Raw genomic sequence first — 25150 nt, 5'->3', positions numbered from 1 at the left:
ATGCCGGTGGAGGCACGATGAGCAAGGCCACGAGGAAGGACACGCAGTCGCCCGCGCCGCACGTCGCCGACCGCCACGACCTGATCCGCGTGCACGGCGCGCGCGTGAACAACCTCAGGGACGTCAGCGTCGAGCTGCCGAAACGCCGGCTGACGGTGTTCACCGGCGTCTCCGGCTCGGGCAAGAGCTCGCTGGTGTTCGGCACGATCGCCGCGGAGTCGCAGCGGATGATCAACGAGACCTACAGCAGCTTCGTGCAGGGCTTCATGCCGACGCTGGCGCGGCCCGAGGTCGACGTGCTCGACGGGCTGACGACCGCGATCATCGTCGACCAGCAGCGGATGGGTGCCGACCCGCGCTCCACCGTCGGCACCGCGACCGACGCCAACGCGCTGCTGCGCATCCTGTTCAGCCGGCTCGGCAAGCCGCACATCGGCTCGCCCGGTGCGTTCGCCTTCAACGTCCCGTCGGTCAGTGCGGCGGGCGCCATCACCGTCGAGCGCGGGAACCGGACCCGCACGGTGAAGGAGACCTTCAACCGCCTCGGCGGCATGTGCCCGCGCTGCGAAGGCCGTGGCTCGGTCACCGACATCGACCTGGCCCGGCTGTACGACGACAGCAAGTCGCTCAACGAGGGCGCGCTCACGATTCCCGGCCACAGCATGGACGGCTGGTTCGGCCGCATCTTCACCGGCTGCGGCTACTTCGACCCCGACAAGCCGATCGGCAAGTTCACGAAGAAGGAACTGCACGACCTGCTCTATCGGGAGCCGACCAGGATCAAGGTCGGCGGCATCAACCTGACCTACGAGGGCCTGATTCCGAAGATCCGGAAGTCGATGCTGTCCAGGGACATCGACTCGCTGCAGCCGCACGTGCGCGCCTTCGTGGAGCGGGCGGTGGCGTTCAGCACCTGCCCCGAGTGCGGCGGCACCCGGCTCAGCGAGGCGGCGCGGTCGTCGAAGATCAGGAAGGTCAACATAGCCGACGCCTGCGCGATGCAGATCAACGACCTCGCCGCGTGGGTGCGCGGCCTCGACGAACCGTCGGTGGCGCCGCTGCTCGCCACGCTGCTGCAGACGCTCGACTCGTTCGTGGAGATCGGGCTGGGCTACCTCTCGCTCGAACGGCCGTCGGGCACGCTGTCGGGCGGCGAGGCGCAGCGCGTCAAGATGATCCGCCACCTCGGCTCATCGCTCACCGACGTCACCTACGTCTTCGACGAGCCCAGCATCGGCCTGCACCCGCACGACATCCAGCGCATGAACGGCCTGCTGCTGCGGCTGCGCGACAAGGGCAACACGGTGCTCGTCGTGGAGCACAAGCCGGAGGCGATCGCGATCGCCGACCACGTCGTCGACCTCGGCCCCGGTGCGGGTTCGGCCGGTGGCACGGTCTGCTTCGAGGGCAGCCTCGAAGGCCTGCGCGCCAGCGGCACCATCACCGGCCGTCATCTGGACGACCGCGCGTCGCTGAAGCCGTCGCTGCGCAAACCATCGGGCAAGCTCGAGGTGCGCAGTGCCAGCACGCACAACCTGAAGAGCGTCGATGTCGACGTGCCGCTCGGCGTGCTGGTCGTGGTGACCGGCGTGGCCGGATCGGGCAAGAGCTCGCTGATCCACGGCTCGGTGTCCGGCCGCGACGGCGTGGTGTCGATCGACCAGGGCACGATCGGCGGTTCGCGACGAAGCAACCCGGCGACGTACACCGGGCTGCTGGAGCCGATCCGCAAGGCGTTCGCGAAGGCCAACGGAGTGAAGCCGGCGCTGTTCAGCGCCAACTCCGAGGGCGCCTGTCCCGCCTGCAACGGCGCCGGCGTCATCTGCACCGATCTGGGCGTGATGGCCGGCGTCGCCATCGTCTGCGAGGAGTGCGAGGGGAAGCGGTTCCAGGCCGACGTCCTCAAGTACACCTTCGGCGGGAAGAACGTCAGCGAGGTGCTCGCGATGCCGGTGACCGAGGCCAGGGAGTTCTTCGGTGCCGGCAAGGCGCACACGCCGGCCGCGCACGCCATCCTCGACCGGCTCGCCGACGTGGGCCTGGGTTACCTCAGCCTCGGCCAGCCGCTCACCACGCTGTCCGGCGGCGAGCGGCAGCGGCTCAAGCTGGCTACCCGCATGGGGGAGAAGGGCGGCGTCTACGTTCTCGACGAACCGACTGCCGGCCTGCACCTCGCCGACGTCGAGCAGTTGCTCGGCCTGCTCGACCGGCTGGTCGATGCCGGCAAGTCGGTCATCGTCGTCGAGCACCACCAGGCGGTCATGGCGCACGCCGACTGGATCATCGACCTCGGCCCCGGTGCCGGCCACGATGGCGGCGAGGTCGTCTTCGAGGGCACCCCCGCCGATCTTGTCGCCGCCCGTTCCACTCTCACCGGCAAACACCTCGCGGCTTACGTCGGCAGCCGATCTTGATCCTCGCGACAGTGAGGGATCATCACGGCCACGAGATGGTCGACGGCGTTTGCCGGGTCCGGTGGGTTCGACGGCGGGTTTCCGGCGAGGTCATTTGAAATCGACCACGTCGCCTCCCTGGGGGAATTCGCGGTCGACGACGCGCGGCGGGAAATCCCGCCATCGCCGCGATCCCAGGTCATTCCAATCCTCGAAGCGCCCGAGCAGGAGGACGCGACTCAGGGAGTAGGGCATGCCTTCGCCTTGCAGCGGACTGGGCGAATCCGACACATGGAAGTGCAGGTGGGGTTCGGTCGAATCGCCGGTGAATCCGACCTCGGCGAGGACTTGTCCTGCGCTGACATGGTCTCCCCTGGCGACTTTCAGGCTCCCCGGGCGGAGATGCTCGTAGGTGGCGAATTGCCCGCCTTCGAGCGCCAATGAAATGTAGTTCCCCGCGGCATCCGGGTGCGGGTGGGCATGGTTGTCGGAGATCCTTGCAGCCTCCGTGATGCCGTCCCGTGCTGCGGCCACGCGGGCGTCGGCGACGGCCAGCACTTCGGCACCATAGGAAAGCGAGCTGGAAGCTAGGCCGGAAGCATTCCTCAGCGTCCTTCCCTGCGCATCGACCTTCATCCAGTCGATCGCGAAGCGGCCAGGCAGCCGGGCATGTCCGTCCGTTTCGTAGAAGACGCGACGATGCCCGCGGGGCCATTCATCGCTGTATACCGCGACCCAGGGCCCGCCCCTGAGTGGTGCTGCGAGCACGGGGGGCTTGATCGACAGGACTGGCTCGCGAGGGCCCACGATGACAGACTGCGCGTCGCCCTGTTTCACGGTAACCCGGTGCTGGATGGCCGTCGGTGCTATGGCACCGAAATCGACGGTCAGATACACCACGGCGTGCGCACGTCCCGCCAGGACGCTTTTCCCTCCCATATCGGTGTGCTTGCTCAGCGCCTCATGGTCCAAATGCAGGAAGGACTTCCCGCCGGCGTCCACGGTATCGAGTGCGGTGAGCGTCACAGGCGCATCGGACATGTTGGTGACATGGAGTTCGTACACCAGGCGCTGCTGCCCCGTCACCTTGGCCAGACGAAGCGGGTTTCCGACATGCATCTCCACGGCGGGCACCCGCGCCGATGTTCGCCAGCCGACCAGGGAAAATCCCAGGATCAGGATGACGGCTGCGGCAGTATTTCGAAGGTTCATGCTGAAAGCGCCCGAGAGTCGCGTGACCGGCAAGGAAAGATACGCCGGGTTCTGTCATGTCGTTCCGGCAAGGACACGCAGGATGATCGCACGCATCTGCCGGCCTTCGGGCGTCGGCACCGCTCGGTATTGGGAATAGTGCCAAAGTGTGTGCTGTTTTGAATGCCCAAGTCTGTGTGACAGGACCGGGTCATGCACGCACTCTGCTTGTCGCCATAGCACAGAGTATGTGCGCCCGCCGCCGAATCAGTGGCTTATTCGGAGCGTGTTGATCATGCTGAAGACCCAGGCGCCTGCCCAAATCGATAAGTACGAGGCGGAGATGCCGGTTCGCGAAGCCATGGATTGGTTCATTGAAAACAGACGCTTTGCCTGACATAAGCGAGCGGTACGGCATTGGCGAAGATTGTTTTCGTACGACATATCGTTGCGTCAGATACCTAAATAGGAAAACTATTTATCGATTCTTGGCACTCCGAACCACCGTGCTAATCGATCCATCAATCTCACCTCGTCCTTAGTTTCGCATTCCCAGATTGTCAGCACACGCCATCCTAGTGACTTGAGTTCCTTCGCTTGTCCCCGATCACGTACACGATTGCGCTCTAACTTCGGAAGCCAGAACTGCACACGAGTTTGGGGTGGTTGGCCTCCAAAACAGGGTGCTACTCAAAGGTGGGGGGCGTCGGGGGACGTCGTGAGCCAGACTCATCGCGAGGGCCATGTGCAGTCTCCGGGCAGAAGAGTGCTAAGCGTAGGCTTTCGGCCAAATTTAGGTACTCAGCCCCACCTTCCATGACACTGGACATAGCCGGCAGGCAGATTGGAAGAAGTTCCCGGTTGCGGCAAATATTCACTGTGAGTGAATTTTATTGACAACGGCTTTTCTCGCGACTATCTTGGTTCCAGGCCGAGTGTTACCGCTCGGTTGAGCTGTATTTGGTAATTGGTTCCACTTCTTTTTCGATAGCAAAGAGCTAGCTAGTCGGCCCCAGTTGAACGGGGCGCTTCACGATCCATTGGTGAAGCTATGTCGCAGCACGTGTGTCGGGCTCCCTCGTACATCAGGCCCTCGGCACACCGTGCGAAGGATCACGTATGCAGCAGGCATGGGCTTGTTGTGACGGCGTGGTCCGGAGCGTCGGAATGGTGATTGGCTTGTGGTGTCGGGTTGGCTCCTTCCGGCTCATTGCTACTGACGGCGGGTAATGTTGCCCGGCGAAGGAGTTATCCATATGGATAGCCATACCAAAGAAAGCAGCATCCGTTTGCTCAAGCAGCTGCGCGATGCTTATCAAGGCCAACTCGACACTAGCGTTATTGAAGAAATCGAAGCAGTAGTTGCAGCACTAGAGCAGGACGGAACCCGCTCGAAACCTCTTTCCGCATTGTATTGGGGTGATCGTGTGCTGGAACTGATCGGTAAAGTGATACGGCTGGTGACGAACATCACTGATCTGATGAACTGATGGAGATGACGACGACAGACGCAGCAAGCCTTTCATGTTTTGGAGACACTTATGAACATTGGCGGCGCCATTCAAATGTGCCGTACAAGGCGTCAACTTAGTCAAGCCGATCTGGCTAAGCTGGCGGGTTGTTCGGTTTCCTACCTGTCAATGCTTGAAAACTCGAAGCGAGATCCCACGCTCTCTACCGTGCGAAAAATTGCCGCCGGTTTAAGGGTGCCGCTGGAGATCTTGTTCTTTTTAGGAGCGGACAGAGGAGAGCTTTCGGGTATCGACAAGGATCTTGCCGGTAGGTTGGCTATGACTGCGTTGAATTTGCTCAATGAGCCCCAAGGCAACCCAGCCTAAATACACTTTCAGCCCGGTCCGATCTCTGGCGAGTCTAAGCCGATCGCTTGGAGTGTCAGTTGTCGAGCTGCAGCGAATTACTGATGCAGCTAACGGCCTGTATCGGGACGCCAAGCCGATCATCAAGGCTGATGGCAGCATTCGGCGGACGTTCGATGCGCTTCCTTTGCTCAAAAGTGTACACCGACGGATACAGACGCAGTTCTTCCAGAGAGTCGTGTTTCCCGATTACCTTACGGGTAGCCTAAAGGGGCGTGATGCGCGAAGAAATGCGGCTTTGCATGCAGGCGCTGCTGTCGTTGTAACCGAGGACATCAAAAACTTCTTCCCGAGTACGGACGCGAAGGTTGTTTACTCAATATGGGTGAGCTTTTTCCGGTTTGCGCCAGAAGTGGCACAGCTGCTGACAATGTTGACCATAAAAGATGGTGCCCTGCCTCAGGGTGCAATCACTAGTTCGTATCTAGCAAATCTCGCGTTTTGGGATCGAGAGTGGCGGTTGTACGAGAGCCTACGAGATAGAGGGATCACGTATTCCCGCTATGTTGATGACGTGACATTTTCATGCAAAGAGCAGCTCAATAACGAGAAGATCGGCTGTTGCATTGCTGAAGTCTATGGGCTTATGGCTTCGAAGGGCTTCCAGGCCAAAAGATCAAAGCACGAGATCCGACGTGGAAACGGTCCCATGTTGACCACTAAGCTCATGATCAACGCGCGCCCTGCGCTGATGACAAGAGAGCGGCAGAACATACGCGCCGCCGTGCATCAGCTCGAAGTGCTCAGTAGGAATTCGACTGATCCAGTGAGCTTGAAATCTGAGATCAATCGAGTCTCAGGGCGCGTAGGGCGCTTGTCCCAGTTGCACCCGGTGGAGGGAGCAGCTCTCAGGGCTAGGCTTACGATGCTTCGAGTGGGCTTGGACCTCAACCAATAGTCTGGTTGGCAATTGTCTCAAGTTAGATCTGTTGAACGACTGAAACGGTCGACTGCGGTCGTTCCAGCTGAACTGGCCGCCCGCAAGGCCAGCTGATCGTCGATGGCAATTGCTCCGCAGAGGCCTGCATAGTTATCCCGGCGACGCTAAATCTCATTGTCAGCTTGGCCAGCGGAAACCAATGTCTGTACACACCTCCTGAAACCAATGTTTGTACAACGTGTACACACATTGGTTTCATGCCCAGTATGCCAGGACGGCCGAAGCATGACTTCAGGCCCATGCACTAGTGTCAAGTTCGCACTATGGTTTACTCAAGTCTAAGCGGCAGTGCGGGTGAGCGACGTGGACGACAGCGTCAGCCAGTTGAAGAAGTTCCAGAAGGAGCTGTCCAGCGGCACCGTGTCGCTGGTGCTGCTGGCCGTGCTGGGACAATCGCGCCAGCCGATGTACGGCTACCAGATCGCCAAGCGGCTGGAAGAAGTGGGCGAGGGCGTGCTGGCCGGCAAGCAGAGCGCGCTGTATCCGGTGCTGCGCAGCCTGGAGGCGGCCGGCCTGCTCGCCAGTGAGGTCGAGCCTTCCGTCAGCGGGCCGCCGCGCCGCTATTACCGCATCACCAAACCGGGGCGCGAGGCATTGCGCGCATGGGTCGCCGCATGGAACGCCACCCGCGATTCCGTCGATAACGTCTTGCAAGGAGGGGTGTAATGAACGCGCCACGCACCATCGTCGAATACCTTGAGCAACTGCGTGCCGCGTTGCGCGGCGCCGACCCGGCCCTGATCCAGGACGCGCTGTACGACGCCGAGGAACACCTGCGCGCCGAACTGGCCGAGCAGCCCGGCCGCGGCGAGGCAGAGATGCTGGAACACGTCGTCGGCAGCTATGGCGCGCCGGACGAAGTGGCCGAGATCTATCGCGACCAGGAGATCAAGATCCAGCGCGCGCTGCGTCCGCCGCCGCCGCCGAAACGTCGTTCGCTGGCCGGGCGCTTCTTCGGCGTTGCCGCCGATCCGCGCACCTATGGCGCGCTGTTCTACATGCTGCTGTCGCTGGCCACCGGCATCTTCTACTTCACCTGGGCGGTGACCGGGTTGTCGCTGTCGGTGGGGTTGTCGGTGCTGATCATCGGCCTGCCGTTCATCGTGCTGTTCTTCGGCAGCGTGCGCGTGCTGTCGCTGGTGGAAGGACGGATCGTGGAGGCGATGCTCGGCATGCGCATGCCGCGCCGGCCGGTGTATCCGACCCAGGGCATGGGCCTGATGAAGCGCATCGGCAGCATGTTCACCGACGTGCATACCTGGACGACGCTTTGCTACATGTGGCTGATGCTGCCGCTGGGCATCGTGTACTTCACGCTGGCCGTGACCTTGCTCAGCGTGTCGGTGGCCTTCATCGGCGCGCCGCTGGCGATGCTGTTCCAGAGCGACTGGCTGCCCGGGCTGTACGCGAACCACCGGGTCGTCGTGGACTGGGGCTTCGGTGCGCATGCACCGGGTTGGGGCGACGCGATCGCGATGTGCGTGATCGGCATCGTGCTGCTGTTCGCCACCCTGCACCTGGCGCGCGGGCTGGGCCGCCTGCACGGGCACGTCGCCAAGCACATGCTGGTGCCGCGTGCGGCGGACTGAGGGTCGCCCGGTTACCATGCAGCCTTTGCCGGACCGACCGCCGATGCCCAAGACCTACGACCGCGCCTATTTCGACAAGTGGTACCGCGATCCGCGGCATGCGGTGGGCTCGCCGGCGGAGCTCAAGCGCAAGGTGGCGATGGTGGTGGCGCAGGCGGAGTACTACCTCGGCCGGCCGGTGCGCAACGTGCTCGACGTGGGCTGCGGCGAGGCGACCTGGCGCGCGCCGCTGCGCGCGTTGCGGCCGGACATCGCGTATCGCGGGCTGGATGCCAGCGAGTACGCGGTGGCGCGCTACGGGCGCAGCCGCAACATCGGCCTGGCGCGTTTCGGCCAGCTGGAACAGCTGCGCTTCGACGCGCGCTTCGACCTGATCGTGTGCACCGACGTGCTGCATTACCTGAAGCCGGCGGAAATCCGCGCCGGGCTGCAGGGCATCGGCGAGATGCTCGAAGGGGTGGCGTTCCTGGAGGTGTTCACCAGCCGTGACGACGTGGCCGGCGACCACCACGGTTTCGTCTCTCGCGCGCCGGCCTGGTACCTGCGCGAATTCGGCAAGGTGGGCTTGCTGCCATGCGGCTCGCATTGCTACCTGGGGCCGCGGCTGGAGCGTCACATCGCTGCGCTGGAGCGCGCCCAGCTGCCGGCCTGAGGCAGCGGGACCAATCAGCGCAATCTCTCGGCGCCGCAGTCGCCCGAAACCGTTCGGGTTGAGCCCTTCGACGAACTCATGATCGGCGTGGCGCTGAAGGCGCGCAGTCGAGGCCCCACGCCAGGCCCCCTTCGACTTCGCCGCTGCGCGGCTACGCTCAGGGCGAACGGTGAGTGGAGGGAGTTGGGACAGCCATCGTCGGGTTTGCCTCCGACCCGTTCAGTCGGAGGGTGTCTTGTGCTTGTAGCGGCACAGGTCGCGGATTACGCAGTGCGGACAATCCGGCTTGCGCGCCTTGCACACGTAGCGGCCGTGCAGGATCAGCCAGTGGTGGGCGTCGTGCTTGAACTCGGCCGGGATCGTCTTCTCCAGCTTGTCCTCGACCGCGCGCACGTCCTTGCCCGGCGCGAGTCCGGTGCGGTTGGCGACGCGGAAGATGTGTGTGTCGACTGCGATGGTCGGTTCGCCGAACGCGGTGTTGAGCATCACGTTGGCGGTCTTGCGGCCCACGCCGGGCAGCGCTTCCAGCGCCTCGCGCGTGCGCGGCACTTCGCCGTCGTGTTTCTCGATCAGCAGCCGGCACAGCGCGATCACGTTCTTCGCCTTCGCGTTGAACAGGCCGATCGTGCTGATGTAGCGCTTCAGGCCGTCCTCGCCGAGGTCGAGGATCGCCTGCGGCGTGTTCGCCACCGGATAGAGTTTTTTCGTGGCCTTGTTGACGCCCACGTCGGTGGCCTGCGCCGACAGCACCACCGCGACCAGCAGCTCGAACGGCGTGCTGTAGACGAGTTCGGTGGTGGGGTGCGGGTCGAGCTCGCGCAGGCGCGAGAACAGTTCGATCACGTCGGCACGCTTCACGGTTTCGGTTCCTGCTGTTTCGCCCTGGCGCGGGCCAGCGCGGCCAGTACGGGATTGACCGGTCCGGCGGCGGTATCCACCGCGGCCTTGCGCGCGGCCAGCTCGGCCTCGCGTTCGTCGCGTTGATGTTGCAGGCGCGCTTCGCGACGCTGGAAATGCGCGCGTGCTGCATCGGCGTGCACCGCGTCGATCTGCGCGGGCGGCATCGGTTCGAGCACGATGCAGTCGACCGGGCAGGCCGGCACGCACAGCTCGCAGCCGGTGCAGTCGTCGGCGAGCACGGTGTGCATCAGCTTGGACGCGCCTACGATCGCGTCGACCGGGCAGGCCTGGATGCATTTGGTGCAGCCGATGCAGTCGGCCTCGACGATGCGCGCCAGCGTGCGCGGCTTCTCGACGCCGTGTGCGGGGTCCAGCGGCAGCACCGGCCGCTGCAGCAGCGCGGCGAGCTTTTCGATGCCGGCCGCGCCGCCGGGCGGACACTGGTTGATTTCCGCCTCGCCGCGCGCGATCGCCTCCGCATACGGCCGGCAGCCGTGGTAGCCGCATTGCTCGCATTGCGTCTGCGGCAGCACGGCGTCGATGCGGTCGGCCAGAACGGTGATGGGATCACTCATGCGCGGATGCCGGGCGGGCGATAATCAGCGCTCATTGTCCCGCAATTGATCATCGCCTGTTGGAGTGTTGCCATGAAATCGTCGTTTCTCGCCCCGCTGTTGCTGGCTGCCGTGCTTGGTGCCGGCGGCTCGATCCTGGTGGCTCACGCGGGCCCGGCGCAGGCCGAGACGGCCAGCGTCTCCGGCGATACGGTAACGGTGTTCGTCGACGCCACGCTCGGCTTCCGCAAGAAGCACATGGCGAACCAGCTCACCAAATCGCACGCCGAGTACGCGGCACGCGGCTATCGCTACGTGGACATGGCGCCGTACAACGAGAACGGCGACCTGGTCGGTTTCTTCGTGACCTATACACGGAACTGAGTGGTCCCGCCTCGCAGGGCGAGCAGTACCTGCCCTGCGAGGCTACGTCGACAAAAATGAAAACGCATGCCTCTGTCGACGGGCTGGGTGGATACTGTTCGATATGTAGGCCGGACCGGCAGCGGCCGCAAACCGGAGAGGTATCTATGCCGAAATGTTGCGTGATCACGTGCATGCTGTTCCTCGGGCTGTCTCTGACCTGGACAGCAGCCGTTGCTTCGCCGGCGAACCATCCAGCGGAGTTACCCTCACCCTGTCCGGTAAACGGCTTCGACAAAGCGACCTCATTGATACGGGCTGCCCGGGCGATTGCCTGTGATGTGGACCGACGGCAGTTGCTGATTGTCGGCGACTATCATGGCAGCAACGAAATTCCGGGTTTCGTGGCGCAGCTGATGGCCGATGCTGCTGCGAGTCGCCCGGTGAGGCTGGGCCTGGAAATGGAGTCGTTTGAGCAGAAGCCGATTCAGGGTTACATGGCATCAAAGGGCACGGCGGCCGATCGCGCCGCACTCTTGCATGACGATTTCTGGACTGTGGGGGACGGGCGCACGAGTCAAGCCATCGTACGGCTCATCGAGCGAGCAAGGGAACTCCGCGAAGAAGGGCGTGATGTGGAGGTTTTTACGACGGTCCCTGAATATCCCGGCGATGCGGCCATCAAGGAGGCAGGCGGTGTGAATGCCTATCGGAGCAAGGGGATGGCGCAGGCCATCCACAGCGAAGTTCAGCACGGAGCGGCGCATTCGCTGGTGATTGCATTCATGGGCAGCACACATAGTGCTTACGTAAATCTCGCCCGCGGCAGTGAGTCCACGGTGACGGAGCGCCTGCTGCTGGATTCCCCCTACGTCGTGAATCTGGATTTGCGTGGAGGTTCGGTATGGGGCTGTGCGTCCGATGGCTGCGGTCCGCGCGCGCTGGTGGATGAGGCCATGCCGACAGCAAAGGGCAGCGTACTTCGCAAAGCGCATGACAAATCCGGTCAGCCAACTCAGGTGTGGGTGCGGTTTCCTCCATTGACGTCGTCGCCGCCCGCAAAAGAGAAGAAATCAAATTCTCGGGCCGGGTAACAAGGGCGGCTTCTAACCTTGCAGCCTTGTAGGGTGGGCATGGCCCGCCGGCTTTGAGGTTCAGCGAGATCGGCGGGCAGTGCCCGCCCTGCGAAGTTCTTGAATCAGCGCACGGTGGCGCCGGGCTGCGCGCCCTGGTCGGCGTCGAGCAGGAACAGGTCGCTGCCGCCGTCGCCGGCCGAGAGGATCATGCCCTCGGACAGGCCGAAGCGCATCTTGCGCGGGGCCAGGTTGGCGATGAACACCACGTTGCGGCCCACCAGTTTCTCCGGCTCGGCGTAGGCGGCGCGGATGCCGGAGAAGATCTGCCGCGTGCCCAGCGCGCCGGCGTCAAGTTCGAAGCGCAGCAGCTTGTCGGAACCGTCCACGAACTCGCAGGCGGTGACCTTGCCGATGCGCAGGTCGAGCCGGGCGAAGTCGTCGATGCCGATGGTGGTGGGTGTGGTCGGGGTCGGGTCGGCGATCGCGGCGGCGGGTTTGGCGCTGTCGTTCATGGCTTTCTTCTTTTTCGGGGCGGAGGGAGCTTCGGCCGGGCCGCCGAGCGAATCCTTCGAGGCCTCGACCATGGCCTCGATGCGCTTGGGGTCGATGCGGCCGAGCAGCGGTTCGAATGCGTTGATGGCGTGGTTGCGCAGGCCGGCGCGGGCATCGTCGAAGTCGGCGATCGGCGCAGCCAGGAACTGCTCGGCAGCAGCCACGGTAATCGGCAGGATCGGCTTGAGCATGCCGGCCAGCAGGCGGAACGCGGTCAGCGCGAACGAGCACACCTGGTGCAGCTCATCGCGCCGGCTTTCGTCCTTGGCCATGCTCCATGGCGCCTTGGCGGCGATGTGGCCGTTGACCAGGTCGGCCATCAGCACGAAGCGGCGGGTGACTTCGGCGAAATCGCCGCTCTCGTACAGCGCGGCAATGTCGTCGTAGTGCTCCAGCAGGGTGTTCCACAGCGTGATCTCTTCCGCGCAGAACTGCGGCGCCAGGCGGCCGCCGAAATATTTGTGCACGAAGCCGGCGGTGCGGCTGGCGATGTTCACCCACTTGCCGACCAGGTGCGAGTTGACGCGCTCCTCGAACGCCTTGAGGTCGAGGTCGACGTCGACCGGCGCGTCGCTGAGCATGCTGGCGAAGTAGTAGCGCAGGAATCCCGGGTGCAGGCCGGCGTCCAGGTAGGTGCGCGCCTGGATGAAGGTGCCGCGCGACTTGGACATCTTCGCGCCGTTCACCGTGAGGTAGCCGTTGACGTGCAGCGCGGTCGGCGTGCGGAAGCCGGCGCCGTGCAGCATCGCCGGCCAGAACAGGCCGTGGAAGTTGATGATGTCCTTGCCGATGAAGTGGTGCATCTCCGCGCTGCTGTCGGGAGCAAGGAAATCGTCGAACTTCAGGCGGGTGCGGTCGCACAGCGCCTTGAAGCTGGCCAGGTAGCCGACCGGCGCATCCAGCCACACGTAGAAGAACTTGCCCGGCGCGTCGGGGATCGGGAAGCCGAAGTAGGGCGCATCGCGCGAGATGTCCCAGTCCTTCAGGCCACCGTCCAGCCACTCGCGCAGCTTCGCCGCCACGCCGCTGTTCGCCACTGGCTTGCCGCGAGTGAGCTTGCCGGCGAACCAGTCGCGCAGCAGCCCCTCGAACTTGCCCAGTTCGAAGAAATAGTGCTCCGAGTCGCGCAGCACCGGGGTGGCCCCGGACATCACCGAGTACGGGTTGATCAGGTCGGTCGGTGCATAGGTGGCGCCGCAGTGCTCGCAGTTGTCGCCGTACTGGTCCGGCGTGCCGCAGTTCGGGCATACGCCCTTGATGTAGCGGTCCGGCAGGAACATTTCTTTTTCGGGATCGAACAGCTGCTGGATGCTGCGCCTGGCGATGTAGCCGGCATCGCGCAGGCGCGTGTAGATCAGCGTCGCGAGCTCGCGGTTCTCTTCCGAATGGGTGGTGTGGTACTGGTCGAACGCCACGCCGAATGCGGCAAAGTCCGCCTCGTGGCCCTCGCGAATGCCGGCTATGAAGGCCTCGGGCGTGACGCCGGCCTTTTCCGCAGCCAGCATGATCGGCGTGCCGTGCGCGTCGTCGGCGCAGACGTAGACCACCTTGTTGCCGTTCATCCGCTGCGCGCGCACCCAGATGTCGGCCTGGATGTAGCCCAGCAGATGGCCCATGTGCAGCGGGCCATTGGCATAGGGCAGGGCGTTGGTGACGAGCAGGCGGCGACTCATGGGGCGTATTCCGGTAAGGACTGCGCATTATGCCATGCCCGTTTGCCGGGCCCGCCCGCGAACGGGGCCGCGGGCCTGCTTCGTGGTGTGCGGCGGCGCTGTCGCCGATCGCATGTTCAGGCCGGTTGGTATACGTTTTCACCCACTTAATTCTGTGGAATCGACGTGCCGACGAGCAGCTCCGCTCTGCTGGCGGGTGAGCGGAACGGACTTTCAGCGGCCGTCCGCGCCACTCGCCTGATCTTTCTGGTTTCCGGCATCGGCATGGCCGCCTGGGCGCCGATGGTGCCGTATGCGAAAGCGCGGCTTGGCCTCGACGAGGCTTCGCTTGGCTTGCTGCTGCTGGCCTTTGGCGGCGGCTCGATGGTGTCGATGCCGCTGGTCGGCTTTCTCATCCATCGCTTCGGCAGCCGCCGGGTGATCGGCGTCGGCGGGCTGATGCTGTGCCTGGCGCTCCCGCTGCTGGCGATTGCGCCCGGCGTGACGACACTGGCACTCGGTTTGCTCTACTTCGGCGTGGCGCTGGGTGCGGTGGACGTGGCGATGAACGCGCATGCGGTGGAGGTCGAGCGCCGGGACGGCCGCCCGTTGATGTCCGGGTTCCACGGCCTGTTCAGCGTCGGCGGATTGGGCGGGGCGGCGGGCATGAGCCTGCTGCTGGCGCTGGGCATGTCGCTGACCGCCGCGGCCGTCGCCATCTCCGTGCTGCTGGCCGCCGTGGTGGTGACGCAGTGGCCCCGCCTGATCGACGAGGTCGACGATGCCGGCGAGCGCGCGGCGGCCTTCGGCATGCCGCGCGGGATCGTGCTGGTGCTGGGCCTGCTGTGTTTCATCAGCTTCCTGGCCGAGGGCTCGATGCTGGACTGGAGCGCGGTGTTCCTGCGCGATTTCCGCGGCTTTTCGGCGGCCTCCGCCGGTATCGGCTATGCCGGCTTTTCGGTGGCGATGGCCCTGGGCCGGCTCACCGGCGACCGCGCCATTGCGCGCTTGGGTCCGGTGCTGACCGTGCGCATCGGCGCCTGTACCGCGGCGGCGGGTTTCCTGTTCGCGTCGCTGCTGGCGTGGCCGCCGGCGGCCTTGATCGGCTTCGTGCTGGTGGGACTGGGCGCGGCCAACATCGTGCCGGTGATGTATGGCGCGGCCGGTCGCCTGCCCGGCACCTCGCCCGGCATGTCGATCGCCACAGTGACCACCTTGGGTTACGCCGGCCTGCTCAGCGGCCCCGCGCTGATCGGTTTCCTGGCCCAGGCCAGCAGCCTGCCGGTGGCGCTGGCCGCGGTGGCCGGCCTGTTGCTGCTGACGGCCGCTTCGGCCGGGCTGGCAAAGGCATGAGTGTGCCGATGTGTCGTCTCGCATTTTCGCGGCGGGTGGGTGCCGCGCCAGGCGTGAAAACGCCCCGGACCGGCGGGCGGTGCGGGGCGTTCGGTCAAAGGCAGTGAGGGTGAGTCAGTTCTGCCGTTCCCAGATCTGCGAGCGGCCGAGCAGGGCGAAGCCGATGTAGCCGTGTACGTCGAGCTTCTGGCCGCCGTCCTTGAGGGAGAGTTTCACCTTGTAGACCTTGCCGTTCTTCGGGTCGAGGATCTTGCCGCCGCCCCACACGTCGTCGTCCTTGCTGACGCCCCACATGATGGTCATGCCCACGATCGGCTGGTTCTTGCGTTCGCCGTCGCACTTGGCGCAGACCGGGTGCTCGCCGTCGCGGGCCACGTCTTCCGGCGTGCGGTTCAGCAGCTCCACGATCTTCGCCTGGTACTCGCCGTTGTGCTCGGTGATCTCGACGATCGACTTCGGCTTGTGAGTCGCGTCGTCGATGGTCTTCCAGGTGCCGGCCGGCGTGTCGTTGGCGGCCAGCGCGGTGCCGGCGGCGAGCAGCAGGCCGGCGGCGAAGGTGAGGCGGAAAGCATGCTTCATGGGTGGTCCTCCCGTACGATTGCGTATGGATGTGAGACTGGCGAGGTTCCGCGGGGGCGTCAAGCTGCATTGCGCCATCGTGCCGGCAGCGCGATCGGGCCCCTGATCCAGGTCAGCGGGCGGGCCGCGGCGGGCTGGCATAATGGGCACTCCCGCACATACCCGAGCCGACATGACACAGGCGAATGAAGCCCTGGTCCGCCAGATCCTTGGCGGCCTCATCGACACCCATACCGGCGCGCCGCTGGGCGAGGCCGTGCGCGCAGTCGGCGTGGACGGGGCGAAGGTGTCGGTGGACCTGCAACTGGGCTACCCGGCCGCCGGCGCGATCGACGATCTCGCTGCACGCGTGCGCCAGGCGCTGGAAGCCGATCCGGCGATCGAGTCGGCCGCCGTGTCGGTCACCAGCCGCATCCACGTGCACAAGGTGCAGGGCACGCTGGGGCCGCTGCCGAATGTGAAGAACATCATTGTGGTGGCGTCCGGCAAGGGCGGCGTGGGCAAGTCCACGGTGTCGGCGAACCTGGCGCTGGCGCTCAAGGCCGAAGGCGCGAAGGTCGGCGTGATGGATGCGGACATCTACGGCCCCAGCCAGCCGACCATGCTGGGCGTGCACGGCAAGCCGGCCTCGCCGGACGGCAAGAGCATCATCCCGATGCAGGCGCACGGCATGCCGGTGATGTCGATCGGCTTCCTGGTGGAAGAAGACACGCCGATGATCTGGCGCGGCCCGATGGTCACCCAGGCGATGATGCAGCTGCTCACCGACACGCGCTGGGAACAGCTGGACTACCTGATCGTCGATCTGCCGCCGGGCACCGGCGACATCCAGCTCACGCTGTCGCAGAAGGTGCCGGTGGCCGGCGCGGTGATCGTCACCACGCCGCAGGACATCGCCCTGCTCGACGCGCGCAAGGCGCTGAAGATGTTCGAGAAGGTCGAGGTGCCGGTGCTGGGCGTGGTGGAGAACATGGCCACCCACGTCTGCTCGAACTGCGGCCACGAGGAACACATCTTCGGCGAGGGCGGCGGCGAGCGGATGTCGACGCAGTACGGCGTGCCGTACCTGGGTTCGCTGCCACTGGACATCCGCATCCGCGAGCAGGCCGATAGCGGCAATCCCACGGTGGCGGCAATGCCCGATTCCGACCTTGCCGCGCGCTATCGCGAGATCGCCCGCAACGCGGCCGGCCGGCTGTCGCGGCAGCCGCGCAACAAGTCGCTGGGGCTGGGCAAGATCGTGGTGCAGGGCGTGCCCGCGGCATGACGGCGCCGGCGCAGCGCGTGCTGTGCCTGTCCGGCAGCCTGCGCCGGGTATCGTCGAACACGGCGGCGCTGCAGGCGGCGAGGCAACTTGCGCCGCCGACGATCGGCCTCGAATTGTACGAAGGGCTCGGTGCCTTGCCGCTGTTCAATCCCGACGACGAGACGGTGGGCGTGCCCGCGTCGGTATTGGCCTTGCGCGAAGCCGTCGGTCGCGCGGATGCCTTGCTGATCGCCTGTCCCGAGTATGCGCATGGCGTGCCCGGAGCGTTCAAGAACCTGCTCGACTGGCTGGTCGGCAGCCTGGAATTCCCGGGCAAGCCGGTGCTGCTGCTGAACACGGCCGCGCGCGGTTCGTACCATGCGCAGGAAGCGCTGGCCGAGATCCTGGTCACCATGTCCGCGCAGTTGCTGGCGGCGCAGCCGGTGCTGGTGGCGTTGCCGGGGGCCGGCTGCAGCGCCGCGCAGGTGCTGGCCAGCGCGGAACGTTGTGCGGAATTGCGGGCTGCGCTGGATGTCCTGGCCGAGGCTTTGCCGGTGGCGTGAAGCCGCCCGGCTGGCGCGGCAGCGTCCCGACCATGTATTTTTGCCGCTTTGCGCCTGGCCGGACCGGGCGACATCGCTACCGACCGGAGTTCACGTGAGCATCAAACCCGACAAGTGGATTCGTCGCATGGCCGAGAGCCACGGCATGATTGAGCCGTTCGAGCCGGGCCAGGTGAAGTTGCGCGACGACACCAAGCTGATTTCCTACGGCACCTCCAGCTACGGCTACGACGTGCGCTGCGCGCGCGAGTTCAAGATCTTCACCAACATCAACTCGACCATCGTCGATCCGAAATCGTTCGACCCGACCAGCTTCGTCGACGTGGAGGCGGACGTGTGCATCATCCCGCCGAACTCGTTCGCGCTGGCGCGCACGGTCGAGTACTTCCGCATCCCGCGCAAGGTGCTCACCATCTGCCTCGGCAAGAGCACCTATGCGCGCTGCGGCATCATCGTCAACGTGACCCCGCTGGAGCCGGAGTGGGAAGGCCATGTGACGCTGGAGTTCTCCAACACCACGCCGCTGCCCGCAAAAATCTACGCCAACGAGGGCGTGGCGCAGATGCTGTTCCTCGAATCCGACGAGGAATGCGAAACCAGCTACAAGGACCGCGGCGGCAAGTACCAGGGCCAGCAGGGCGTGACGTTGCCGCGCACCTGATCGCGCCCCTGAACGGGTGGCGTCCAGTGCTGCTCATGATCACGGCCGGGCGCTACACTCCGCCTGGTGCACCGACATGTTTTCCAGGAGACACAGATGATCCGTTTTTCGCCCCTGCTTACCCGTGCGGCCGCGGCAGCCATGCTGGGCAGCCTGCTGGTGCTGGCCGGCTGCCATCGCGGCAGCACCAAGGATGAGATCAGCGCCGCCCAGGCCCAAGGCCAGTTCGACACGGTCATCAAGGCCTACAAGAGTGGCCAGTTCCTGGTGGATGGTGCCGTGCTGTCCGCGCTGGATACCGGCAGCCATTTCGCCTATCTGAAGGATCAGGGCAAGCTGCCGAAGACCGTGTTGCTGGAGCGCAGCGATGACTCGAAGGTGCGCAAGCAGCATCTGCAGTACATGGCGCGCATGCAGCTCGACTATGGCTTCACCGTGTACTACGACGATGATGGCACGCTGAAGAAGATCAATCCGGTAGCCACCAAGGCCCGCAGGCTGGAGGACTATCGCGCACCGGTGCAGATGAACGACGAGCAGAGAGGCAAGTCGGCGGCCGACAGCACTTACGGCGATCCGACACAGCAGCACTGATGGCGGGACGGTATGCATCGAAGGGCTCGCGAAGAAATTCGCGGGCCCTTTACGTATCGGACGCGCTCGGGGCGGCCAGTTGCCGTTGCAGCGCTGCGATCAGCTGCCTCGCCTGGCCGTCGCCATAGGCCGCGGCCTGGCCATGGCCCCATACCGGCCCCGGCCATGCCGCATCGCCCTCGACCCGTGCGACCACATGCACGTGCAGCTGGCGCACGATATTGCCCAGGGCGCCGAGGTTGAGTTTGTCGCAGGGAGCGACCGCGCGCAGGGCGGCGGCGGCGTGACCCACCTCTTGCCACAGCACGGCCTGTTCGTCGTCGTGCAGGTCGGCGATCTCGACCAGGCCGGCGCGGCGCGGCACCAGGATCAGCCACGGGTAGCGCGCGTCGTTCATCAGCAACACGTCGCACAGCGGCAGCGACGCGACCGGGCGGGTATCCGCCGCGAGTCGGGGATCGAGCGCGAAGCCGGCCGCGTTCATGCGCCGGCCAGGTGGCGGTCGAAGAAGGCCAGCGTGCGCTGCAGCGCCAGCTTTGCGCTGGCCTCGTGGTAGGGGGCGCTGCCGTCGCGGTTGAAGGCGTGGTCGGCCGGATAGGTGAACACATCCATCTGCGGTAGCGCCTCGCGATGCTTCGCCACCATCTCCGGCGTGATGCTGTGGTCCTTCTCGCCGAAGTGGAACATCACCGGTGCCTGCGGCGTCTCGTGCAGAAACGGCAGGTTGCGCGCGCCGTAATAACTCACCGAGGGCAGGCCCAGGCGCAGCGCCGCCAGCAGGGCCACCGTGCCGCCCCAGCAGTAGCCGACGGTGCCGATCTTTCCGGCCGAAGCGATCGACTCGGCGGCACTGGCGACGTCCTCCAGCGCCCGCTCCAGCCCCAGCTCGTTCACCAGCTGCTTGCCCTTGTTGGCGCCGACCTGGTCGTAACCCAGTTCCACGCCGCTTTCCAGGTGATCGAAGAACGCCGGCGCGATCGCGGTATAGCCGTGCTCGGCGAAGCGGTCGGCCACATGGCGGATGTGCGCGGTGACGCCGAAGATTTCCTGGATCACCACGATGCCACCTTTCGGCTTGCCCTGCGGCTGGGCAAGGTAGCCGCCGATGCACTGGGTGCGGGTAGTGGGAATGTTGATGTGCTGGCCCATGGCTGGCTCCGGCTTGGGGATGGCGTGAAGTCTAGCCGCGCCGGTGGCTGGGCCGCACTGCCGTATAATCGGCGGTTACTCCGCATGTTCCCGGCAGCGCCCTCCATGTCCCAGACCGCACACAAGATCGGCTTCGTCAGCCTCGGTTGCCCCAAGGCGCTGGTCGACTCCGAGCGCATCCTGACCCAGCTCAAGGTCGAGGGCTACGAGATCGTGCCCAGCTACGGCGCCGCCGATGCCGTGGTGGTGAATACCTGCGGCTTCATCGACGCGGCGGTGCAGGAGTCGCTGGACTCGATCGGCACCGCCCTGCACGAGAACGGCAAGGTTATCGTCACCGGCTGCCTGGGCAAGCGCGAGGCACTGATCCGCGAGGCCTATCCGGACGTGTTGTCGATCAGCGGCCCGCAGGACTACGCCAGCGTGATGGGCGCCGTGCACGCCGCGCTGCCGCCGCAGCGCAACCGCTTCCTGGACATCGTGCCGGACACGGGCGTCAAGCTGACCCCGAAGCACTACGCCTACCTGAAGATTTCCGAGGGCTGCAACCACCGCTGCAGCTTCTGCATCATCCCGTCGATGCGCGGCAACCTGGTGTCGCGCCCGGTCGACGAAGTGCTGCTGGAGGCCGAGCGGCTGGTCAAGGGCGGCGTGAAGGAGCTGCTGGTGATCTCGCAGGACACCAGCGCCTATGGCGTGGACCTGAAATATGCCGAGCGCGAGTGGCGCGGCAAGGCGTACCGCACGCGCATGACCGAGTTGTGCGAAGGCCTGTCCGAACTCGGCGTATGGACGCGGCTGCACTACGTCTACCCCTACCCGCACGTGGACGAGGTGATGCCATTGATGGCGGAAGGGAAAATTCTGCCGTACCTCGACATCCCGTTCCAGCACGCCAGCCCGCGCATCCTGAAGCTGATGAAGCGGCCGGGCAACATCGACAAGACCCTGGAGCGCATCCGGAACTGGCGCGCTCAAGTGCCGGACCTGACCATCCGCAGCACCTTCATCGTCGGCTTCCCCGGCGAGACGGATGCGGAGTTCGAGGAACTGCTGGATTTCCTGCGCGAGGCCGAGCTCGATCGCGTCGGCGCATTCGCCTATTCGCCGGTGGACGGCGCGAAGGCGAACGAGCTGCCCGACCCGGTCTCCGAGGAATTGAAGGAAGACCGCCTGGAGCAGTTCATGGCGGTGCAGGCGGAAATCTCCGCCGCGAAGCTGCGGCGCAAGATCGGTCGCGCGATCAAGGTGCTGGTGGACGAGGCCGGTGCCGACGGCGCGGTGGCGCGCTCGGCCGCCGATGCGCCGGAGATCGACGGCAGCGTGCTGATCGCCGACGGCCAGTCGCTGAAGCCGGGCCAGTTCGTCGAGGTGGTGGTCGAATCCGCCAGCGAGCATGACCTTACCGCGCGCCTGGCACATCCCGGGCTGAAGATCATTTGAGAGTGCGGCCGTGGATGGACGCTTCCGGCGTCGATGCGAAGCGCGGAGTGCATGCCATGATGATCTGCGGGTCGCCGCACTCAAGGACGAGCGCATGAAATACATTGCGCCGGCCCGAGGTACGGTCGACCCGGCGGTATTCGGCCGGCCGCCGCTGGCGGCGTGGCGCGAGTACGCCGACCTGCTCGAAGGCACGGCATGGCCGTCGATCGACGAGCTCAACCGCCGCCTGCCCGCAGGCATGATCCAGCGCTTCGTGGCGCAGACGCCGGTCCTGCTGGCCGATGGCCGGCACTATGAGCAGCGCATTGCCGAATGCGGCCAGATCGCCACTCGCGCAGGCAACTGGCACGACCTGCTGAATGCGCTGGCGTGGCTGCGCCATCCGGCGTTGAAGCAGGCACTGAACCGGCGCCAGATGGCCGAGATCGCCCGCATGGGGCCGAAGCTGCGCTCGCGCGCGCAGTACGCACTGACCCACTTCGACGAGGCCGGCGTGATCGTTGCCGTGCGCGACCCCGCGCTGCTGGCGCTGTGGGATGCGCACGACTGGCATGGACTGTTCTGGCGCCGGCGGCAGGCGTGGCTGGACGGCTCGATCCGGCTGGAACTGTTCGGCCATGCCCTGCTGGAGCTGGCGCTGAACCCGGGCAAGCTGCTGGTGGGCAAGGCGCTGGTGTTCCGGACAGGCGGCGACGCCGACCTGGCGGCGTGCTGTGCCGCCGCGATCGACGCAGGCCGCGTGCTGCTCGACCCGCTGGAACTGCGGCCGCTGCCGTTGTCGGGCATTCCGGGCTGGCATCCCGACAATGCCGACGAGGCCTTCCATCGCAGTGCCGTCTGCTACCAGCCACGCCGCGCCGGACGTGAATACCCGCCGCCATCCCCGGTTTCCTGAGCGGACAGGCCGGACCTTGCTCCGATCGGCGATCACGACTATATACGTGACATCGGCGCGAGTCAGGGAGCACAGACATTTGGGCATCGCAGGATCTCGGTGGCGCCATGGACATCGCAGTCGCTGCCTGGCGGTGATCGCCGTTGCGGCGTTGCTGTGCGCCGGCAGCGCGGCGGCGGGAAACAAGGGGGACGGCCAGGCGGCGCCAATCCGCTTCGGCATCCTGCCGATCGGCAGTGCGGCCGAATCGCTGGAGCAGTGGCGCCCGCTGCTGGACGACCTGCAGAAGCGACTGGGGCATCCGGTGACCACCGTATCGGTGGGCAGCTACGCCGGCCTTTCCAATGCGATCGGCGCGCAGCGGGTGGACATCGCTTTCCTCTCCGGCAAGCTGGCGGTCGAGGCGGTGACGCACCAGCACATGCAGGTGTTCGCCCAGTTCGTGCGCAACGACGGCGCCAAGGGCAACGTGGCCATGCTGGTAGTGCGCTCCGACAGCCCCATCCGCCATCTCGACGACCTGCTGGCCACGCCCGGTAGCGGTTGGCGTTACGCCCGCAGCGAACACCTGTCGGTCACCGGTTACACCGCGCCGGAGGCCTATGTGTTCGCGCCGCACGGCCTCAATTCCGACACGTTCTTCAACAGCGTGCGGGTGGGTGACCATCAGAGCAACCTGCTGGCGGTGGTCAACCGCGAGGCGGACGTGGCCAGCAGCAACAATCCGGACATGGACCTGTTCCGTCGCAACTTCCCGCGCGAGGCGGAGCAGCTTCGGGTGATCTGGCGTTCGCCGCTGATTCCTTCCGGGGTGCTGGTGATCCGCGACGGTATGCCCCGGTCGCTGCGCCAGAAGTTGACCGCGTTCCTGCTCGGCTACGGCAAGGCTCACGGTGAGGACGGCGTGCACGAGCGGGCGAAGCTGGCCCGCATCCCCGATCTCGGCGGATTCGCGCCGGAAGACAATCGCGTACTGGAGCCCTTCGTGGACATGCAGTACACGCTGCTGCGGCAGCAGGCGGAGCACGGCCAGTGGGTCACGCCGCAGGCGCGGCAGGCCCGGCTGGCACAAATCGAGCAGGACCGCCGGCGCGCCCTGCAGCTGCTGTCACCGCGTTAGCCGGGTGCTGAAAAAGGGCAGGACGGTCCTTTCAACGGCTTGTCAGTCCGCCTCGTAGTCCACCGCAAGCACGGCAAATTCCGCCGGCCCGCCCGGCAGTTCGGCAGTGAACTCGTCATCGATGCGCCGTTTCAGCACCGCCCGCGCCAGTGGCGAGTCGATGCTGATCCAGCCGCGTTTCGCGTCGGTCTCGTCCGGGCCGACGATGCGGTAGCGGCGGATCTCGCCGGTGTCCACGTTCTCCAGTTCTATGTGGGCGCCGAAGAACACCATGCTGCGGTCGCCCGGTGCGCCTTCGGCCACCTTCAGCGATGGAATCCGCTTGCTGAGATAACGCGCGCGCCGGTCGATTTCGCCGAGCTGCTTCTTGCGGTAGGTGTACTCGGCGTTTTCCGAGCGGTCGCCTTCGGCCGCCGCCGCGGCAAGCGCCTTCACCACCTCCGGACGCAGCACGTGCCAGAGGTGGTCGAGCTCGGCCTTCAGCCGCTCGAAACCCTCGCGGGTGATGATCGCGGTGGAACCGGGCGAGGGTGGACGCCAGCGACTCACGCGGGGTTGGCCGGCTGTCGCCGCTGCGCGTCGATCTCGGCGCGCAGCGGGTGGTCGGGCCAGGCCGCCGCGAGCCGATCCAGCAATGCCGTCGCCTCGGCGTGCTGGTCGGCGTGTGCGGCGAGCTGGCGTGCGGCCAGCAGGCCATAGTGCGGCGCCTGCGGATCGCGCGGCCAGTGCGCGAGATAGCCGTGGCACAGCTGGATCGCGAGCCGGTTCATGCCCAGCCGTGCGGCCAGATCGGCCAGCTCGCCGCAGGTGCGTGGGTCGTCCGGCACGAAGCCGCCGTCGAGGCCGCTGCATTCCTGCAGCACGCCGAGCGCGCGGCGCGGTTCCTTCTGCGCGATCAGCGCGGCGATCCAGATCTGGCCGTGCACCAGCAGGTCGTCGCGCAAGCCTTGCCGGTGCAGCAGTTCGCGATAAAGCTGGTGTACGGGTGCCGGTGCGGTGCGATCCCGTAGGCGAGCGGCCAGTTGCCGAAGTGCCGCCAGCGGGTCGTCGACGGCAAGCCGGCGCGCCTCGTCGAGCAGGCGGCTGTCGGCATCCTGGTTGGAGGCTGCGACGAGTTTCTCGGCCTCCAGTTCGATGCCGAAACGCTCGTGGCGCTGGTGGATCAGCGCGCCCATCAGGTGGAAGGCAAGCACGATCAGGTAGGTATACGCGAAGGCAAACAGCGGCAACGCGAGCAGCCGCGGCAGCAGCGCGGTGCTGATCGAGGCAAGCACGATCAGCACGCCCAGCAGCAGGTTGATCGCCACGGGAACCAGATAGGCCGCACCGAAGCTGCCGATCACGCGCTTCCAATTGAACGGGTTGAGTGCCAGCGTAAGGTTGCCGTCGAACGCCAGTGACATGTCGATCGCCGGCAGCGCCAGTGCAGACAGGATCAGCACCGGCCACAGCAGATGCGGAAAGAACACGATGGCGATCACGCAGAGCGCGACGAGCAGCAGATGGATCGCGGTCAGTCCCCAACCGCTGGCAGCGTTGCCGTCGCTGCCGACATCGGGCGGATCGGCGTAGCCATGGGCCGTATGCAGCAGGCAGTCGGCGGCGTAGCGCCAGGTGGCGGCCCACACCAGCGCACTGGCCAGGGCACCGAGGTACGAGGGCAACAAGCCGACGTAGTGCAGCAAGGCGATGACCACGCAGGTGGGCAGCGCCGCGCCGCGCAGCGGATAACCGAGGCCTGTTCTCAGGCGTTCCCCGAACGGCGTGTCGGCAGCGACGGTTTCAACGCGAGGCATGCCGTCGCG

At 65.6% G+C, this 25150-nt stretch carries 26 protein-coding genes; 17 read left to right on the top strand and 9 right to left on the bottom strand.

Features of this window, described 5'->3' with window-relative positions; all coding sequences use genetic code 11:
• Positions 1-17 precede the first annotated feature (17 nt).
• Complete coding sequence (locus tag KK131_RS02525; RefSeq protein ID WP_214555064.1) at positions 18-2414, top strand: excinuclease ABC subunit UvrA; 2397 nt, start codon at positions 18-20, stop codon at positions 2412-2414.
• Between the two features lie 90 nt (positions 2415-2504).
• Here the strand turns inward: KK131_RS02525 and KK131_RS02520 are convergent, their stop codons facing one another.
• Complete coding sequence (locus tag KK131_RS02520; protein ID WP_214555062.1) at positions 2505-3605, bottom strand: M23 family metallopeptidase; 1101 nt, start codon at positions 3603-3605, stop codon at positions 2505-2507.
• A 1235-nt stretch (positions 3606-4840) separates the two neighbouring features.
• Between KK131_RS02520 and KK131_RS02515 the strand changes: the two genes are divergently transcribed.
• From KK131_RS02515 to KK131_RS02490, 6 genes are all read left to right on the top strand, one after another.
• Positions 4841-5074, top strand: a complete 234-nt coding sequence (locus KK131_RS02515) for a hypothetical protein (protein WP_214555061.1) — start codon at positions 4841-4843, stop codon at positions 5072-5074.
• A gap of 51 nt (positions 5075-5125) precedes the next feature.
• Positions 5126-5422 carry a helix-turn-helix transcriptional regulator gene (locus KK131_RS02510; protein ID WP_214555060.1) on the top strand — a complete coding sequence of 99 codons (297 nt, stop codon included), beginning with the start codon at positions 5126-5128 and terminating at the stop codon, positions 5420-5422.
• 52 nt (positions 5423-5474) lie between these two features.
• Positions 5475-6359, top strand: coding sequence for a reverse transcriptase family protein (locus tag KK131_RS02505; RefSeq protein ID WP_214555059.1), 885 nt, complete (start codon positions 5475-5477; stop codon positions 6357-6359).
• A 345-nt stretch (positions 6360-6704) separates the two neighbouring features.
• Positions 6705-7067, top strand: coding sequence for a PadR family transcriptional regulator (locus tag KK131_RS02500; protein ID WP_214556626.1), 363 nt, complete (start codon positions 6705-6707; stop codon positions 7065-7067).
• The gene (locus KK131_RS02495) at positions 7067-7990 is read left to right on the top strand and encodes a sensor domain-containing protein (protein WP_214555058.1); all 924 of its coding nucleotides are present in this window, start codon (positions 7067-7069) and stop codon (positions 7988-7990) included. The genes KK131_RS02500 and KK131_RS02495 overlap by 1 nt, the downstream gene beginning before the upstream one ends.
• A gap of 43 nt (positions 7991-8033) precedes the next feature.
• The gene (locus tag KK131_RS02490; RefSeq protein ID WP_214555056.1) at positions 8034-8642 is read left to right on the top strand and encodes a class I SAM-dependent methyltransferase; all 609 of its coding nucleotides are present in this window, start codon (positions 8034-8036) and stop codon (positions 8640-8642) included.
• 219 nt (positions 8643-8861) lie between these two features.
• Here the strand turns inward: KK131_RS02490 and nth are convergent, their stop codons facing one another.
• Both nth and KK131_RS02480 read right to left on the bottom strand, forming a co-directional pair.
• A complete protein-coding gene (nth, locus tag KK131_RS02485; protein ID WP_214555054.1) occupies positions 8862-9500 on the bottom strand; it encodes an endonuclease III in 639 nt (212 codons plus the stop codon).
• Positions 9497-10117, bottom strand: a complete 621-nt coding sequence (locus KK131_RS02480; protein WP_214555052.1) for an RnfABCDGE type electron transport complex subunit B — start codon at positions 10115-10117, stop codon at positions 9497-9499. The genes nth and KK131_RS02480 overlap by 4 nt, the downstream gene beginning before the upstream one ends.
• Positions 10118-10189: 72 nt before the next feature.
• On the opposite strand from KK131_RS02480, the gene KK131_RS02475 reads away from it, so the two are divergent.
• Positions 10190-10480 carry a hypothetical protein gene (locus KK131_RS02475; RefSeq protein ID WP_214555050.1) on the top strand — a complete coding sequence of 97 codons (291 nt, stop codon included), beginning with the start codon at positions 10190-10192 and terminating at the stop codon, positions 10478-10480.
• A 173-nt stretch (positions 10481-10653) separates the two neighbouring features.
• Positions 10654-11553 carry a hypothetical protein gene (locus KK131_RS02470; protein WP_214555048.1) on the top strand — a complete coding sequence of 300 codons (900 nt, stop codon included), beginning with the start codon at positions 10654-10656 and terminating at the stop codon, positions 11551-11553.
• 104 nt (positions 11554-11657) lie between these two features.
• Here KK131_RS02470 and metG read toward each other — a convergent pair whose 3' ends face one another.
• The gene (gene metG, locus KK131_RS02465) at positions 11658-13760 is read right to left on the bottom strand and encodes a methionine--tRNA ligase (RefSeq protein ID WP_214555046.1); all 2103 of its coding nucleotides are present in this window, start codon (positions 13758-13760) and stop codon (positions 11658-11660) included.
• Between the two features lie 165 nt (positions 13761-13925).
• Here metG and KK131_RS02460 point away from each other — a divergent pair, with 165 nt between their 5' ends.
• Positions 13926-15092, top strand: coding sequence for an MFS transporter (locus KK131_RS02460; RefSeq protein WP_214555044.1), 1167 nt, complete (start codon positions 13926-13928; stop codon positions 15090-15092).
• Between the two features lie 114 nt (positions 15093-15206).
• Here KK131_RS02460 and KK131_RS02455 read toward each other — a convergent pair whose 3' ends face one another.
• Positions 15207-15671: a DUF2147 domain-containing protein gene (locus KK131_RS02455; protein ID WP_214555042.1), complete on the bottom strand. Its 465-nt coding sequence runs from the start codon at positions 15669-15671 to the stop codon at positions 15207-15209.
• Between the two features lie 172 nt (positions 15672-15843).
• Here KK131_RS02455 and apbC point away from each other — a divergent pair, with 172 nt between their 5' ends.
• From apbC to KK131_RS02435, 4 genes are all read left to right on the top strand, one after another.
• The gene (gene apbC / locus KK131_RS02450; RefSeq protein WP_214555040.1) at positions 15844-16938 is read left to right on the top strand and encodes an iron-sulfur cluster carrier protein ApbC; all 1095 of its coding nucleotides are present in this window, start codon (positions 15844-15846) and stop codon (positions 16936-16938) included.
• On the top strand, positions 16935-17480 hold the full coding sequence (locus KK131_RS02445; protein WP_214555039.1) for an NADPH-dependent FMN reductase: 546 nt from the start codon (positions 16935-16937) through the stop codon (positions 17478-17480). Before apbC ends, KK131_RS02445 begins: the two co-directional genes overlap by 4 nt.
• Before the next feature lie 94 nt (positions 17481-17574).
• Positions 17575-18141, top strand: coding sequence for a dCTP deaminase (gene dcd / locus KK131_RS02440; protein WP_056386241.1), 567 nt, complete (start codon positions 17575-17577; stop codon positions 18139-18141).
• Between the two features lie 96 nt (positions 18142-18237).
• Complete coding sequence (locus KK131_RS02435; RefSeq protein WP_214555037.1) at positions 18238-18735, top strand: hypothetical protein; 498 nt, start codon at positions 18238-18240, stop codon at positions 18733-18735.
• 49 nt (positions 18736-18784) lie between these two features.
• On the opposite strand, the gene KK131_RS02430 is transcribed toward KK131_RS02435, so the two are convergent.
• Complete coding sequence (locus KK131_RS02430) at positions 18785-19219, bottom strand: HIT family protein (protein WP_214555035.1); 435 nt, start codon at positions 19217-19219, stop codon at positions 18785-18787.
• The gene (locus tag KK131_RS02425) at positions 19216-19884 is read right to left on the bottom strand and encodes a dienelactone hydrolase family protein (RefSeq protein WP_214555033.1); all 669 of its coding nucleotides are present in this window, start codon (positions 19882-19884) and stop codon (positions 19216-19218) included. Before KK131_RS02425 ends, KK131_RS02430 begins: the two co-directional genes overlap by 4 nt.
• 105 nt (positions 19885-19989) lie before the next feature.
• Between KK131_RS02425 and rimO the strand changes: the two genes are divergently transcribed.
• The 3 genes from rimO (at position 19990) to phnD (ending at position 23345) form a co-directional block, all read left to right on the top strand.
• Positions 19990-21327: a 30S ribosomal protein S12 methylthiotransferase RimO gene (rimO, locus tag KK131_RS02420; RefSeq protein ID WP_214555031.1), complete on the top strand. Its 1338-nt coding sequence runs from the start codon at positions 19990-19992 to the stop codon at positions 21325-21327.
• A 94-nt stretch (positions 21328-21421) separates the two neighbouring features.
• A complete protein-coding gene (locus KK131_RS02415) occupies positions 21422-22225 on the top strand; it encodes a DUF3025 domain-containing protein (RefSeq protein WP_214555029.1) in 804 nt (267 codons plus the stop codon).
• Positions 22226-22358: 133 nt separating this feature from the next.
• Complete coding sequence (gene phnD / locus KK131_RS02410; protein ID WP_345777226.1) at positions 22359-23345, top strand: phosphate/phosphite/phosphonate ABC transporter substrate-binding protein; 987 nt, start codon at positions 22359-22361, stop codon at positions 23343-23345.
• Positions 23346-23387: 42 nt separating this feature from the next.
• On the opposite strand, the gene greB is transcribed toward phnD, so the two are convergent.
• Together greB and KK131_RS02400 are read right to left on the bottom strand one after the other, a co-directional pair.
• On the bottom strand, positions 23388-23894 hold the full coding sequence (gene greB / locus KK131_RS02405; RefSeq protein WP_214555026.1) for a transcription elongation factor GreB: 507 nt from the start codon (positions 23892-23894) through the stop codon (positions 23388-23390).
• Positions 23891-25141 (bottom strand): hypothetical protein, encoded by a 1251-nt coding sequence (locus tag KK131_RS02400; RefSeq protein ID WP_214555024.1) that lies wholly within the window; start codon positions 25139-25141, stop codon positions 23891-23893. Before KK131_RS02400 ends, greB begins: the two co-directional genes overlap by 4 nt.
• Between the last annotated feature and the right edge of the window lie 9 nt (positions 25142-25150).

This window comes from Rhodanobacter sp. LX-99 (assembly GCF_018599185.1).
In the GTDB taxonomy this organism is placed as follows: Bacteria; Pseudomonadota; Gammaproteobacteria; order Xanthomonadales; family Rhodanobacteraceae; genus Rhodanobacter.
The sequence above is the reverse complement of the archived record's forward strand: the minus strand, read 5'-3'. Positions and strand labels throughout refer to the sequence as shown.

Excerpts from the sequence above, each read along its gene's own strand:
- KK131_RS02525 (WP_214555064.1), top strand. The coding sequence starts at position 18 with ATGAGCAAGGCCACGAGGAAGGACACGCAGTCGCCCGCGCCGCACGTC.
- KK131_RS02520 (WP_214555062.1), bottom strand. The coding sequence starts at position 3,605 with ATGAACCTTCGAAATACTGCCGCAGCCGTCATCCTGATCCTGGGATTT.
- KK131_RS02515 (WP_214555061.1), top strand. The coding sequence starts at position 4,841 with ATGGATAGCCATACCAAAGAAAGCAGCATCCGTTTGCTCAAGCAGCTG.
- KK131_RS02510 (WP_214555060.1), top strand. The coding sequence starts at position 5,126 with ATGAACATTGGCGGCGCCATTCAAATGTGCCGTACAAGGCGTCAACTT.
- KK131_RS02495 (WP_214555058.1), top strand. The coding sequence starts at position 7,067 with ATGAACGCGCCACGCACCATCGTCGAATACCTTGAGCAACTGCGTGCC.
- KK131_RS02490 (WP_214555056.1), top strand. The coding sequence starts at position 8,034 with ATGCCCAAGACCTACGACCGCGCCTATTTCGACAAGTGGTACCGCGAT.
- KK131_RS02480 (WP_214555052.1), bottom strand. The coding sequence starts at position 10,117 with ATGAGTGATCCCATCACCGTTCTGGCCGACCGCATCGACGCCGTGCTG.
- KK131_RS02475 (WP_214555050.1), top strand. The coding sequence starts at position 10,190 with ATGAAATCGTCGTTTCTCGCCCCGCTGTTGCTGGCTGCCGTGCTTGGT.
- KK131_RS02470 (WP_214555048.1), top strand. The coding sequence starts at position 10,654 with ATGCTGTTCCTCGGGCTGTCTCTGACCTGGACAGCAGCCGTTGCTTCG.
- metG (WP_214555046.1), bottom strand. The coding sequence starts at position 13,760 with ATGAGTCGCCGCCTGCTCGTCACCAACGCCCTGCCCTATGCCAATGGC.
- KK131_RS02455 (WP_214555042.1), bottom strand. The coding sequence starts at position 15,671 with ATGAAGCATGCTTTCCGCCTCACCTTCGCCGCCGGCCTGCTGCTCGCC.
- apbC (WP_214555040.1), top strand. The coding sequence starts at position 15,844 with ATGACACAGGCGAATGAAGCCCTGGTCCGCCAGATCCTTGGCGGCCTC.
- KK131_RS02445 (WP_214555039.1), top strand. The coding sequence starts at position 16,935 with ATGACGGCGCCGGCGCAGCGCGTGCTGTGCCTGTCCGGCAGCCTGCGC.
- KK131_RS02435 (WP_214555037.1), top strand. The coding sequence starts at position 18,238 with ATGATCCGTTTTTCGCCCCTGCTTACCCGTGCGGCCGCGGCAGCCATG.
- KK131_RS02430 (WP_214555035.1), bottom strand. The coding sequence starts at position 19,219 with ATGAACGCGGCCGGCTTCGCGCTCGATCCCCGACTCGCGGCGGATACC.
- KK131_RS02425 (WP_214555033.1), bottom strand. The coding sequence starts at position 19,884 with ATGGGCCAGCACATCAACATTCCCACTACCCGCACCCAGTGCATCGGC.
- rimO (WP_214555031.1), top strand. The coding sequence starts at position 19,990 with ATGTCCCAGACCGCACACAAGATCGGCTTCGTCAGCCTCGGTTGCCCC.
- KK131_RS02415 (WP_214555029.1), top strand. The coding sequence starts at position 21,422 with ATGAAATACATTGCGCCGGCCCGAGGTACGGTCGACCCGGCGGTATTC.
- KK131_RS02400 (WP_214555024.1), bottom strand. The coding sequence starts at position 25,141 with ATGCCTCGCGTTGAAACCGTCGCTGCCGACACGCCGTTCGGGGAACGC.